Raw genomic sequence first — 12326 nt, 5'->3', positions numbered from 1 at the left:
CCCACCGGGCTCACCAGCGGCAATTCCCCCCTTGCCCACCGCACTTCCCTCCCCCGTCAACAGATCACGCCCACCCGTACGACCTTTTCCGGCAACGTCCAGGTTGACGCCGCCCCCACCGAGCGCAGACCGCCAACCACCGAAACGCCGCCCCAAAGCCCTGCCCCCACCCCACACCCGGCTCCGCCCCCGCACCCATTCATTGACCTGCAGCGAACCAATATTTAACCTGCACTTTCGGAAGCAGCCGAGGGTGTCGACACCGCTCAGGGATCCACCCCGTCCGCCACAAGTTTCACCAATGCCGCCAAAGCCACAGGCTGGTCAATTCCCCAGAACCGCAACGGCATTGAAGCCCCCGGATACCCACGTATCCTCCACACACTCTCCTTGACATGCCTGTGTTCAGATCGCCTAACCTGGGACCGTTAGAATCGCGCCAGGAATCAACGCGGCACGGCTGAAAACGGGGGCAACGGTGGCAGGCAAGGCATTTGACGTCGATCCGGATGTGCTGCGCACGCAGGGCAACGCGTTCGTCCACATCGGCAGCGATTTCTCCAAGGCTTCGAAGAAGCTGAAGGACGACCTCGAAGGTCTCGGCAGCCCCTGGGAAAACTGCGACTTCGGCGACATCTTCGAAACGATCTACACGCCCATCAGGGATGGAATGTTCGAGTCGATGGACTCCCTGGGCGAGCGTCTCGAAGGCATTGGCGACAAGCTCCAGACCATGGCCAGCACGTACGCCGACTCGGATGAGCAGGGCATTCACACCATCAGCGCGGTCGGCCGTCCGGTCATCTGACGCCGCGGCCCGCTGCCCCTCCCCGCCGGCCCGGTGGCCTGAGCCCCACCCCGCCGCATTCTGCGCCCGGATTCTGGCCCGCACCTCTCCATTTCACTCAGCATTCGGCTACAACTGCACGGGGGACGATCACTGTGTCATTGACGCTGCCAAGCGAGGTAGCCTGGGTCCTCGACCTGCTCGGCTACAACTGGCCGGACGCCGACGAGGACAAGCTCCACGAATGTGCCCAGGTCTGGCGGAATTTCGCCGAGTCGGTGAATCAGGCGTCGTCCTCCGGCTCCTCGGCAGCCAATGAAGTTGTCTCCGCCAACTCCGGCGAAGCGATCGAGGGCTTCACGAATGAGTGGGGTACTTTCTCCGGCGGCGGGGACAGCGGGGACAACTACCTCCGCGACGCCGCGGCCGCGGCCGAAGTCATCGCCGTCGCATTCGACGCAGCCGCCATCGCCGTTCTTGCCGGCAAGATCGCGGTCATCGTCCAGCTCGTGATGCTGGCCGCAGAACTCATCGCCGCACAGGCCGCCGCGCCGTTCACCCTGGGCCTCTCCGAACTCGGCGCCGCCGGGGCCACGCAGGCGACCCGTCTGCTCGTCCGCCAGATCCTCGACAAGATCAAACGCGAGGTCATGGAGGCGGCCACCAAGGCCATGGAGCACGCCACCATGGACGCCATCAAGAAGATGGCGAAGAAGGCCGTTTCCAAGGAAGCCCGCAAGCTGGCCGCCGACTACGTCAAGAAGACGGTGAAGGAAACCGTCAAGGACAAGGTCGTCGACCAGGCGAAGGAAATCGCCAAAGACAAGATCATCGAAGAGGGCAAGAACAAGGCCAAAGAGGCCGCCACGGAGATGGGCCAGAACGTCGCCCAGCAGGGCATCGAAAGCCACTTCGGCGCCCGCGACGGAATTGACTGGGGCGAAACCGCCGACATCGCCAAGGACAAGGCCGGCGAATACGTGGACGGCATCAAGGAAGGCGCCCAGGACTACAAGGACGGCGTCACCAGCCTCGCCGACCCCAGCACCTACGTCGACCATGCCAAGGACGACCTCAAGAACCGCGGCCTCGACGCAGCCCAACGCCACGTCGACCGCCGCACCGGCGGCGCCGCCACCCGCCACCAGGACGTCACCGACGAGGTCCGCTCGGTCTTCGGCTGACCCGGCCTCGTACGCCCGCACCCCGTGATGCCCTTGGTCTTCGTGGACGACTTCCACGAAGACCAAGGGCATAGGGCTGTTTTGGGGCCCCATGGCGACAAGAACAAAGCGCGGGGCCACAGTCATGAACTGTGACCCCGCGCCTCGCTGACGACTGAGAAGTCCTCAGCGCCCCGGAGGCTGAGTGGGCGGAGCCGGCGGGTACGCGCCCGGTCCCCCCGACTGCGGGTAGGTGCCGAACTGCTGCTGCGCGGGAACCGCACCGCCGCCACCCGGGCCACCGTAGCCAGGACCACCGCCGTAGCCAGGACCTCCCGGAGGCGGACCGTTACGGCGCTTCTTGCTGGCAACAATCACAGCGATGACGATCCCCAGCACGACGATCACGCCGAGACCAATACCGGCAATCATCAGCGGGCTCAGACCACTCTTCTCATCCCCGCTGCTCGCCGAAGGGTTCTCCCCCGGCGCATTCGCGCCCGCACCGGCCGAAGGCTCGGAATCCTTCGGCATGGTGAGCGGACCGTTCTTCGGGCCGGCGGGAATGTTCTCCGACAGGGCCCGGTACGGACGAATCACGCCGTAACCGTACTTGGGGTCGGGAGACTTGATGCCCGTCTTGCCGTCCGGGGTGATCGCGGTCTTCGTCAGACGGTTCGCGACCTGACCGGCGGTGAGGTTCGGAAACTTCGAACGCACGAGGGCCGCGGCCGCGGAGACGTAGGCGGTGGCGTCGGAAGTGCCGGTGGCCTGCCGGTACTTCATGGAGGTACCGGCAGAGTAGATCTTCTCGCCGGGCGCAATCAGGCGAATGTGCGGTCCGTAGTTCGACTCCCCTAGGACCTTGCCATTCTCAGCGACTGCTCCGACCGCCAATACGCCGGGCGCTGCAGCCGGGTATTCAGGCTGGTCACTGCCGTCGTTGCCGGAGCCACCAACGAGCAGCACGTCCTTCTTGACTGCATAGTTGATGGCCTCCTTCTCCTGATCACTCATCGAAGAACGCACAAAAGACATGTTGATGACCTTTGCGCCATGATCAACGGCATATCGGATGGGGTCGCCGAAACCGTTCTCTGTCCCACCGACTACATTGCTGAGCTTGATCGGGAGGATCTTCGCGTCGGGGGCCAAGCCCATAATCCCGTCCGCATGGTTGGGTCCATGCCCATGAGCAGCGATCAAGGCCGCCATGGCGGTACCATGATCGTCACCGGATTCGTGATCTGCCGTGCCGCCGCCGGTATCGAAATTCTTGCCCGGGAGCACATTGCCCTTAAGGTCTACGTGCTGCCCGTTGACACCAGAGTCGATGACCGCCACGGTGACGTTTTTACCGGTCGATTCTTTCCACACCTTTTGCGGATTGAACGCGTCAAGCGCCCACTGTCCGTCCCTGATGTAGTCCGCCGAAGCAGTCGGCGCGGCGGTGAAGAGCAGCGCTCCTGCCACCGCTACGCCACCTACCGCACGCAGCGTCCGCGTGAAGCTCATGCTGTAAGACCTCTCCTCAACAGGTTGCGGCCCGCAGCCCGAAGGCTGCGGGCCCAACTCGTTTCCGCCGCTGTCACACCCGCAGGCTAGCTACTCAATCACCTTCGGGGCCACATTGCGCTCAGGAGTCCAGGTCTCCTCGTCCTCAACGAGGTAGTCCGGCCGCTCGCCGTTCTGGCCCTTGTTGTCCTTGGCCTTGGCGCCGTGTGCACCGTGCGCACCGGGCATCCCAGCCGGACGACGGCTGTTCCCGGACGCCGCGGCACCCGACTGAGCGCCACCACGGCTCCGATGCAGACCCGATCCGCCTTGTGAGCCACCGGCTCCCTTGCCTCCGGCAGCGCCACCGATGACGCCACCTTTCTGGCGAGCGAGGGCACCACCGCGACCCGCTGCACCGCCCGCGCCCTTGGCTCCGCCCTTGGCGCCAGCCGCACCGGCACCACCCATACCGGGCATGCCAGGCCGGCCGGCACCACGACCGGCTGCACCAGCACCGGCACCAGCAGTGGTACCACCAGCGCGACCGCCAACGGCCCCACCGGCTCGACCACCAACAGACCCGCCGCCGCGGCCACCGGACATACCACCGGTTCCGATGCCGCCCGGCACGCCGACGCCACCGCCGAGACCGCCGCCACCGCCGCCGCTCAAGCCGCCGCCACCGCCGCCGCCACCGATGCCGCCAGGGACACCGACACCGCCGCCGGTGCCACCGCCGCCACCAACACCCTGCGGCGGGGTGAAGCTGTCAAGCCCCGTACCCACGCTGGGCGAGAAGGGCCCCGCCTTGCCCGGCATCGTGTTGCCGATGCCGCCGCTGATCCCCGGAGTCTTGAGGCCGTCGTTCGAGAAGCCCGGCCCCTGGCCCATGGGCTTCAGCGAGCCCTTCGACGTCCCCTTGGGCCTGGTGACGCTTGCCGGCAGAGGGTAGTGAACCGGCGGGATACTCGGAGTGTCCGGCGGCGAGACTTCATTCGGGTCGTCAACACCACTGGTTTTCAGCTGACCAATAGCGGCCGCGTTCGTCCGGTAGGCAGCCCCCAGGTACTCCATGGTGGCCGCAGCCTTCAGCTGCGTCTCCTTCTGCGCTGACAGGTCGTCTTCGTTGTCCTCGACGACCTGCGTCGCACTCTTGCCGCTGGCAAGCTGGGCGTCAGCGTTTTTGTCCTGGCGGTCGATGTGGTCCGTGGCCCAGTCCCAGGCACGGTCGCCCCAGTCAGGCATCTCCATGCCGTCGAGGTGCTGCTTGTAAGCGCTCAGGGCCTCGTGCGCGCGGCCCATGCCTTCGCTCACGTGCTTGGCGTAGAGAGCTCCGTTCCCAATACTCTCGCTGATCTTCTTGGCGCGCTCGCGAAATGCCTTCGCTGCGTCGCCCTCCCAGTGCTGCAAGACCTCGTCGATGGCCTTGTCGAAATACGCGCGGATGCCACCGCCGTTGTCGACCACCATCGAGTTGTGCACCTGTTCCCAGGCGTGGGCAACGCCGGCGACCGTCTCCGGCTTCGCATCGGCCACCATGGCCTTCAGCGACGTGAAGTCGATCTTGTAGAACTTCGTGGTGTTCTCGATGGCATAGCACTTGTCCTGTGGTGCGTACTTATTGTCCGCGTAGCTACCCACGCCCCTGCCCCCTCTTCCTCTGCGAGCTCATGACCGTCGTTCAGGAGTACTTGTTCTGCGACGAAGTGTGGCCCTTGTTCATCGCATTGCTCGTGTTCTGCTCCTGGTCCTGATAGGCGCCATGAGTCTTCGAAGTCTTCTTCTGCAGATCATCGATCAGACGCTCAAGCTTGTTGAGCACCTTCTGCTCGATGAAGCCCTTCAACTCATCATGAGTCTTCCGGAGTTCGCCCTCTTCCTCGAAGCCCTTCCCCAAGGCCCCCTCCGGCAGGTGCGTCCCGCTCTTGGCCTTGCCGGAAGCGCTCTGCATGTCCTTGAGGACGTTGTTGAGCTTCTTGACGACCTCGTCGAGTCTGTCGAGATCGACGCGGTAGGAATCGTTAGCCATGGTTGGTCTCCCCGTGTTTTGCTATGCGTTCTTCCGTCGCCAGTCACGGAGTGCGACGGAACAGCCGACTACCGTGCCGACGGCGAGAAGGCCGCCGGCGACGATGTAGATGGAGATCCGGGCACGTCGGTCCTCGGCGCTTTCACCGAAACTGACGGCGACCGGGTGGATGTTGGAGCCGTCGGCCACGCTCGAGGGCCGGTCCGGCTTGGGCGGGCCGGTGGGCGTGGTGTCGTCGTTGAGGGCGGCCACCGGGTCGACGACGCCCCAGCCGATGAAGTCGTCCCGGCCGCGCTTCACGCGTTCCGCCGTCTGCTCCAGGTGCCAGATCAGCTGCTGCGGCTTCCAGTTCGGGTGCTTGGCCTTCAGGAGGGCCGCGGCGCCGGCCGCGTACGGCGCGGCGAAGCTGGTGCCCTGGTCGACGCAGTTGCCGCCGTCGGGGACCGTGGAGACCATCTCGACGCCGGGGGCGGCGATGTTCACGAACTTGCCGGACTGCGAGAAGGGTGCGCGCTCGTTGTTGCGGTCCGAGGCCGCCACCGCCAGGACGTTGGGGTAGTCCTCGGAATACGCGGCGGGGAACATGTTCTTCTCGCCGCCGTCGGCGCCGCCGTTGCCGGCGGAGGCGACGATGAGGACGTTCCTGTGCTCGGCGTTCTGGATCGCTGCTTCGAGGGGGCCGAGAAGAGCTCGGGGGGCGGCCGTGCCCTGGGAGATGTTGATGATGTCGACGCCCAGGGAAACGGCCTTGTTGATCGCCGTCGCCAGCGTCTTGGAATCGCCGGCCTTTTCCTGCGAGGTCTGCTGGAACGGAATGACCGTGGCCTTGGGCGCGAGTCCGTAGAAACCCGAGCCGGCTATCGGCCGCGCGGCGATGATGCCCGCCACTTTGGTGCCGTGGCCGACCTTGTCGTCGGTGGCCTTTCCGTCCTTGACGAGGGTGGCGCCCCCGCTGCCGATCGCGTCCGTGAGCTGCTTGTTGCCCGCGTCGATACCGGTGTCGATGACGGCGACCTTGATGCCCTGGCCCATCTTCTTGTTGGCCCAGAGCTGACTGGTCAGGAGGCGCTGCAGCGACCAGGGGGTCTCTTTGATGTTGTCGGTGCCGAATTTGCACTCGCCGCTCTGGAGCGGCACGTTCTCGTCCGCGACCGCCGGTGCGGCCGCGACGCCCGACAGGCCGACAATGCACGCCGTCGTAACCAGCGCGCCCGCCGCTCGGCGACGGTGCCCGGTTCGAAGACCAATGGCGCGAGATCCCACGGGTTGTCTGCTCTCCATGTGTGGCGGAAGGGACGAAGCGAGGGGTGAGAAGTCCAGGGGGTTCAGGTCTGAGGGGGTGCGGACGGCAGAAGGGCGAGCGCACTGATGCAGCGCGCTCGCCCTCATTGACCACTGTGCGAGCCGTGGGGGCTGCTCAGCCGATCGCCATCCGTGCTGTACTGAGGCTGGTCAGCCGCCCCAGATACCGGCGTTCTTGTGCTCGGTGGACTGGTAGTTCTGAGCGGCGGTGTCCAGAGCCTTGGCGATGGCCTCCAGCGTGGAGTGCAGGGAGGCGGCGCGCTGGTCCCACTCGCGCTGGCGGGCCTGGTAGCCCTCCTGCGCCGCACCTTCCCAGCTGGCGGCGATCTTCTTCACGCCGGCCTCGAGGTCGTCGAGCTGCTGGCGGATGTTGTTGGCCGTACCGCGCACGTCGGAGCTGGCCTGCTGGATCGTCGCAAAATTAACGAGGATCTGGCCTGACATGGTGTCTCCTCAGGAGTTGATGCTGCTGGTCGAATCGCATACCGCGACGGGCCGGCGCAGAGGGCCGGCTCTCGTGCGGCGAATGGCCGTGCGTCGCGGTCAGCGACGCGGCCCCATCATCCGAACGGGGAAGCCGAGGCGGAGATGTGCGAGATCGACTGCGCCTGCTCCTCTTCGGAGGCGGAGTAGTTCTTCGTGGTCTCGTCGATCGCTTCCTTGATCTCACCCAGGAGCTGGTTGAGACGGTTGGCGTCCTCGTTCACCTGCGACTGCAGCTGGTTGTACGAGGAGGCCGCAGCACCCTTCCACCCGGAGGTGATGGTGTCGACGACCGTGTTCAGGCGGGAGATCTCACCCTGGATCGACTGGTTGACCGAGGAGATCTTGCCGCTGAACGCGACCATCTCCTCCTCGGTGGTTGTGTACTGCTGACCAGCCATAGTCAACGTCCCCCATGAGACTTGTACGTTGTCCCGCGCTGCGCCGGCTAGCCGGCTTGCGTGGTCGGCATCTCCTGCTGACGCCTTCGCCCACTTTAACCACTCCACACGCCTGTTCCCAACAGGGGGTGGACTGTTGTGACGGGATCACAACATTGTCAACTCCCCGTTGGGGAAACGTCGTTCAGGGAATTCGGGCAGATGTGGCGCTATCGGTCAGAATTAGAAAAGTGACCGCGTCGTGAATATGCCTCCGCGATCAGCCGCGAGATCACCGGCGGGATAGCGCAGGAGGCCGCGCCGATCGTCCCGGAGACGATCGGCGCGGCCTCGTCGCTCAAAGGCTGCCGGCGCGGCCCCGTCGGCTCAGGAAGCCTGCGGCTTCTTGGCGCTCTGGGCGTCCAGCGAGGGCCCCGCGGAGAGCAGTTCGGACCATGCCTTCAGCACCAGGGGCGGGTGCGCGCCCTTGTAGCCGAGACGCAGCTGCGACTGCCCCTGGTCCTGGTCCGCCTTGCCCGCCTTGTCGGCACCGTCGTTGTTCTCGGGGATCGAGTAGCGCAGACCGGTGTCGGTGACCAGGAAGAGGCTGCCGGAGGTCGCGGAGGGCGTGCTCACCTGCCGGTAGAGCAGACCGCTGCCGGGGGTGACGTACGCGGTCGCACCCGGGGCGATCTTGGCCGGGTAGTCCTTGCCGACCCAGGTGCCCATGTCCGGCACGCCGTTCGGGAAGCCGAGCTTGTCGGCGCCCGGGTACTTGGTGCTGGTGCCGTTGTAGACGCTGCAGGAGACGCCGTTGTCCGTGGGGGTGGTCAGCCCGCCGGTCTGGGAGCCGCTCTTGAAGTCGTTCGAGGCGCTGATGTCCTCGGTGGGCCAGGGCAGGTCGATGCCCTGGAACTTCCCCCAGAACGTGATCGGGTGGTTGGCCTCGTCCGGCTTGGGGTGGACCCGGCCCGTGGCGATCATCTCGGGCTTCAGTTCCTTGCCGTCGGGCTGCAGCACTCCCGCGTTGGGCGGGCCCTGGGCGAGCAGGTTGGCGACGAAGTTGGAGACCTGCTCGACGCCGTCCTTCATCACGACGTACTTCTGGCCGTCGCTGTCCTGGAGCAGCGAGCCGACCTTCTTTGCCGCGTCCGGGACCTCGGTGCTCGTGGTCGTGGAGCCGACGCCGGGCACCACCGGCATGGTGAGCGGGACGGGGCTCTTGATGAGGGTGTTCATGAACTGGTCGGTCACCTTCTGCGGCTCGGCCGAGCCGAAGATGATGCGCCGCAGTGTGTCGTCGCCGGTCTGCTTGCCCTGTGACGACTTCCAGCCACCGAACGAGGAGTCGAAGGCGAAGGCCATGCCGTTGTGGTCGACCAGCCACCGCTTGCCCTGCTCGTCCTCGACGTACAGCGCGTGGTGGAAGTCGAGCTTGCCCTTGGTGGTGTCGTTGACGAGCTGCTTGTCCTTGCCGTCCAGGACGAACACGGACTGCTGGGGCTTGCTGTTGGTGCCGCTGCCGGGGCGGTTGCAGACCGCCCAGACCTTGGGCTTGTCCGCGGTCTTCGCGTTGGGCAGCCGGTCGGGCGCGTACGGAATGCCGACGGCCGGGCCGTGCGGAAGCTTTCCGTCCAGTTCGGATTCCTTGACCTTGAGGACGTTGAACTTGTCCGGGTCGAGGAGGAGCCGGGCCGAGGCGAGATTCAGGACGGGGTGCAGCAGCTTTTGCTTGTGGCCGTCCGAGTCGGTGTTGGGCAGAACGACATAACGCGTGGTGGATTCATCGCCGACGAGAACATTCGCCCCGACCGTGTCCCACCCCTGCGGCGCAACGGGCTTGATAATGCCGCAGGCGCCGAATCCGACGAGGATCAGCACGCCCACGACGATGCTCGGCACCACCGCCTTGAGCGGCTTGGGGGCGCTCTCGATCGAACCGTTCGGCAGCGGCTTCAGAAATGCCGCATTCGTACGCTTTCGAGCGAACGAATACGCATTCAGCTCGTCCCGACGTGATGCCATTGTTGCTTTCTCTCCCCGCCTGTTGGATCCACATCGAACCGCCCCCGGCACTCACGCCGTAGCGCCCTCTACTATGCCGTGTGTCGATCGACCCGTACGGTACGGGTGCCACCTTCCAACGCACCAGTCTCAGCGGCGGCCGATACGCCTAGAGGCCCACATCACCAGTAGAGGAGCAGGCCGGGGGATGTCCAGCGCCACCAGGGCTCGACGCCGCAATGGGCGGCAACAGCAGCAACAGCCTTCTGCTGCACCGCAATATGCGGGAAACGCTGACCAAAACGGTACAGCTCCGGGCAATAGAGGAAATGGCGGCCGGAGTTCTTCGGGTCGTCCGGCCGGTCCGGTGGCACCGCGGCTGCGCCAACAGGCGGGAACGATCGGCGGGGTGCGCGTCCAGCAGCTGGCCATCATCGAACTCGCCGCCGCGCTGGTGCTGGTGGGCTGGTCCATCCACCCCGCCGCATTGACCGCGGCGATCGTCGTGGCGGCCGTGCTGGTCGTCTTCGCACTCGGTCGCCGGCGCCGGATTCCGCTTCCGGAATGGATCACGACCGTGCGCGCGATGAAGCGCCGCGGCAAGGACAGCACCACCGCACTCGCCGCCACGCAGGGTGTCGACCCGGCCTTCGCGCCCGTCGTGGAGTGCGAGCCGGCACTGCGGACTTACGAATACACCACCGAATCAGATCAGCGTGCCATTGGCTTTGTCGGCGACGGCACGTTCCTGACGGCCATTGTTCAGGTGGACGCCCGCGACGAACCGCTGCGACCGCAGCGCGGCAGCCACATGCTGCCCCTCGACGTGCTGCACACCGCCCTCGACATCGAGGACATCCACCTCGAGTCGGTCCAGTTCGTGCAGTACACCCAGCCCGCGCCGGCGCCGCACCTGCCCGAACAGGCCGTCGCGGCCCGCTCGTACGCGCCGCTGCAGGCCCAGGAGCAGACGCCGGCCATCCAGCTGACCTGGATCGCGCTCAAGCTCGATCCGGAGCTGTGCTCGGAGGCCATCGAGGCCCGCGGCGGCGGCATGGACGGTGCCCAGCGCTCCCTGCTGCGCGCCGCCGATCAGCTCGTCAGCCGGCTGACCGCACACGGCGTACGGGCCAGGGTGCTCGCCGAGCGCGAGGTCGTGGCCGCCATCGGCACCGCGGTCTGCGTCAGCCCGCGGGCCGCCAACGGCGCGATGGGGCGCGACGGCCGGGCGGCCCGGCGCACCCAGGAGACCACCCGGGCGATGCGTTGCGACGACCGCTGGCATTCCACCTACTGGATCGGCCGGTGGCCCCAACTGGGCCAGGGCGGTGCGCCGTTGGCGGCCGTCACCCAGCTGCTGACCAGCACCAGGGCGATGGCCAGCACCTTCGCGCTGACCGCCACGCACGGCGGCGGCCGCGCCCCGGCCATCACGGGCTACGTCCGTCTCTCCACCCGCAGCGAGAACGAACTCTCCTCCGCCCAGAGCGAGTTGGAGCGCCGTTCCGGTTCGGTGAAGGTCGGCCTCGTACGGCTCGACCGCGAACAGCTGCCCGGCCTGCTGGCCACGCTTCCCCTCGGAGGTACCCGCTGATGGCCTCTCCCACCTATCAGCCCCGCGTCAACACCAGCGGCGACGGCTGGCGCAACCCCCCGCTGGCCACCCCCGGCGGTGGCGGCGGGCGCCGGCTCTCGCACCAGCCGCGCCCGGAGCAGGAGCAGTCGGGCCCGACCGGTCCCAGGCCCAGGCCCGGTTTCGGCCTGCGCGGCCCGCGGCGCAGCCCGCACGTGCTGACGGCCGAGTCGCTCGCCTCGCTGACCCTGCCGGTCGGCGACGACGGCGTGATCATCGGGATCGATCCGCAGAACAAGCCCGCTGTGCTGAGCGTGCTGCGGCCCGCTCCGCTGGAGATCGCGCTGGTCGGCAGCATGTGGATGGCGCAGGTGCTGGCGCTGCGTACGGTCGCCACCGGTGCCCGGGTGGCGGTCGAGACCGCCCGTCCGCCGGCCTGGGCCCAGATGGCGCAGAACGCGGGCGGCGGGCAGCAGTGCGTGTCGGTGCACGAGGTGCGCCAGATCGCGCCCCAGGGACCGTCGGTTTCCAGCCCGGTGCTGGTCGTACGGGACATGGGCGCGCGGCCGCCGCGCAATCAGCTCGCCCCGAGCCCCTGGCAGTCGGTGCTGACCGTGCTGCCGTTCCTCGGGCCGCGGTCGCCGCAGATGCTCAGCCGGGCCGACCTCGTCGGACTGCAGCGGCTTTCGCCCGAGGAGGCGGAGGTTGTGACGCGAATCATGCGGCTGCCCGAGCAGGTCGGCGCGGTGCTGCCGACGCTCAGCGACAACGCCATGCTGTGGTGCCGTCGTGACGGCGGCCACCAGTTCGTCATGACCCAGCCCACGGAGGCGGAGACCAACCTGCTCGGTGGGCCGCGTCGTATGGACTGACCTGGTACTGCGGCCAGTTGTTCGCGGAGTGCGACCGCTCTCGTGGGCAACCGGCCGCCGGCACACCCCCCACGGGCGCATCCTCGGGTGCGCCCGTAGGCGTGCCGAAGGGCTTGAAGACGACATGACATCGACTGCCGTTATGGGCCGACTCTTGATTAGGCTGTGTGGGAGAGCCGCGGGAGCACGGCACTACGGCAGTCGACACGGGGATGGAGACAGTTAGTGTTGGCGCA

Annotated in this window: 12 protein-coding genes; 4 read left to right on the top strand and 8 right to left on the bottom strand. The window is 66.8% G+C overall.

What is annotated here, in order from left to right:
• Nucleotides 1–478 precede the first annotated feature (478 nt).
• The gene (locus OO62_RS23280) at nucleotides 479–808 is read left to right on the top strand and encodes a WXG100 family type VII secretion target (protein ID WP_033269497.1); all 330 of its coding nucleotides are present in this window, start codon (nucleotides 479–481) and stop codon (nucleotides 806–808) included.
• Nucleotides 809–942: 134 nt separating this feature from the next.
• Nucleotides 943–1971, top strand: coding sequence for a WXG100-like domain-containing protein (locus tag OO62_RS23275; protein WP_033269496.1), 1029 nt, complete (start codon nucleotides 943–945; stop codon nucleotides 1969–1971).
• 165 nt (nucleotides 1972–2136) lie between these two features.
• On the opposite strand, the gene OO62_RS23270 is transcribed toward OO62_RS23275, so the two are convergent.
• The 8 genes from OO62_RS23270 to OO62_RS39695 all read right to left on the bottom strand — a co-directional run bounded on the left by OO62_RS23270 (nucleotide 2137) and on the right by OO62_RS39695 (nucleotide 10019).
• Nucleotides 2137–3465 carry a S8 family serine peptidase gene (locus OO62_RS23270; protein ID WP_033269495.1) on the bottom strand — a complete coding sequence of 443 codons (1329 nt, stop codon included), beginning with the start codon at nucleotides 3463–3465 and terminating at the stop codon, nucleotides 2137–2139.
• 90 nt (nucleotides 3466–3555) lie between these two features.
• On the bottom strand, nucleotides 3556–5088 hold the full coding sequence (locus OO62_RS23265; RefSeq protein WP_051733536.1) for a hypothetical protein: 1533 nt from the start codon (nucleotides 5086–5088) through the stop codon (nucleotides 3556–3558).
• Between the two features lie 40 nt (nucleotides 5089–5128).
• Entirely contained in the window at nucleotides 5129–5476 is a 348-nt protein-coding gene (locus OO62_RS23260) for a hypothetical protein (RefSeq protein WP_033269494.1), read from the bottom strand.
• Between the two features lie 21 nt (nucleotides 5477–5497).
• Complete coding sequence (gene mycP / locus OO62_RS23255; RefSeq protein WP_228332545.1) at nucleotides 5498–6613, bottom strand: type VII secretion-associated serine protease mycosin; 1116 nt, start codon at nucleotides 6611–6613, stop codon at nucleotides 5498–5500.
• 315 nt (nucleotides 6614–6928) lie between these two features.
• Nucleotides 6929–7222, bottom strand: coding sequence for a WXG100 family type VII secretion target (locus OO62_RS23250; RefSeq protein WP_030414182.1), 294 nt, complete (start codon nucleotides 7220–7222; stop codon nucleotides 6929–6931).
• A gap of 116 nt (nucleotides 7223–7338) precedes the next feature.
• Complete coding sequence (locus tag OO62_RS23245) at nucleotides 7339–7662, bottom strand: WXG100 family type VII secretion target (RefSeq protein WP_033269492.1); 324 nt, start codon at nucleotides 7660–7662, stop codon at nucleotides 7339–7341.
• Nucleotides 7663–8028: 366 nt separating this feature from the next.
• Entirely contained in the window at nucleotides 8029–9666 is a 1638-nt protein-coding gene (locus tag OO62_RS23240; protein WP_033269491.1) for a type VII secretion protein EccB, read from the bottom strand.
• Between the two features lie 161 nt (nucleotides 9667–9827).
• On the bottom strand, nucleotides 9828–10019 hold the full coding sequence (locus tag OO62_RS39695; RefSeq protein WP_129322874.1) for a hypothetical protein: 192 nt from the start codon (nucleotides 10017–10019) through the stop codon (nucleotides 9828–9830).
• Here OO62_RS39695 and eccE point away from each other — a divergent pair.
• A complete protein-coding gene (eccE, locus tag OO62_RS23235) occupies nucleotides 10013–11239 on the top strand; it encodes a type VII secretion protein EccE (protein ID WP_033269490.1) in 1227 nt (408 codons plus the stop codon). The genes OO62_RS39695 and eccE overlap by 7 nt on opposite strands.
• Entirely contained in the window at nucleotides 11239–12090 is an 852-nt protein-coding gene (locus tag OO62_RS23230) for a hypothetical protein (RefSeq protein ID WP_033269489.1), read from the top strand. The genes eccE and OO62_RS23230 overlap by 1 nt, the downstream gene beginning before the upstream one ends.
• Nucleotides 12091–12326: the final 236 nt, after the last annotated feature.

It is taken from the genome of Streptomyces lydicus, assembly GCF_000717345.1.
Classification (GTDB): domain Bacteria; phylum Actinomycetota; class Actinomycetes; order Streptomycetales; family Streptomycetaceae; genus Streptomyces; species Streptomyces lydicus.
This window is presented reverse-complemented; position numbering and strand designations above follow the sequence as displayed.

What these genes read in the sequence shown, in the direction of transcription:
- OO62_RS23270 (WP_033269495.1), bottom strand. Translation starts at nt 3,465, where the DNA reads ATGAGCTTCACGCGGACGCTGCGTGCGGTAGGTGGCGTAGCGGTGGCA.
- OO62_RS23260 (WP_033269494.1), bottom strand. Translation starts at nt 5,476, where the DNA reads ATGGCTAACGATTCCTACCGCGTCGATCTCGACAGACTCGACGAGGTC.
- OO62_RS23250 (WP_030414182.1), bottom strand. Translation starts at nt 7,222, where the DNA reads ATGTCAGGCCAGATCCTCGTTAATTTTGCGACGATCCAGCAGGCCAGC.
- OO62_RS23245 (WP_033269492.1), bottom strand. Translation starts at nt 7,662, where the DNA reads ATGGCTGGTCAGCAGTACACAACCACCGAGGAGGAGATGGTCGCGTTC.
- OO62_RS23240 (WP_033269491.1), bottom strand. Translation starts at nt 9,666, where the DNA reads ATGGCATCACGTCGGGACGAGCTGAATGCGTATTCGTTCGCTCGAAAG.
- OO62_RS23230 (WP_033269489.1), top strand. Translation starts at nt 11,239, where the DNA reads ATGGCCTCTCCCACCTATCAGCCCCGCGTCAACACCAGCGGCGACGGC.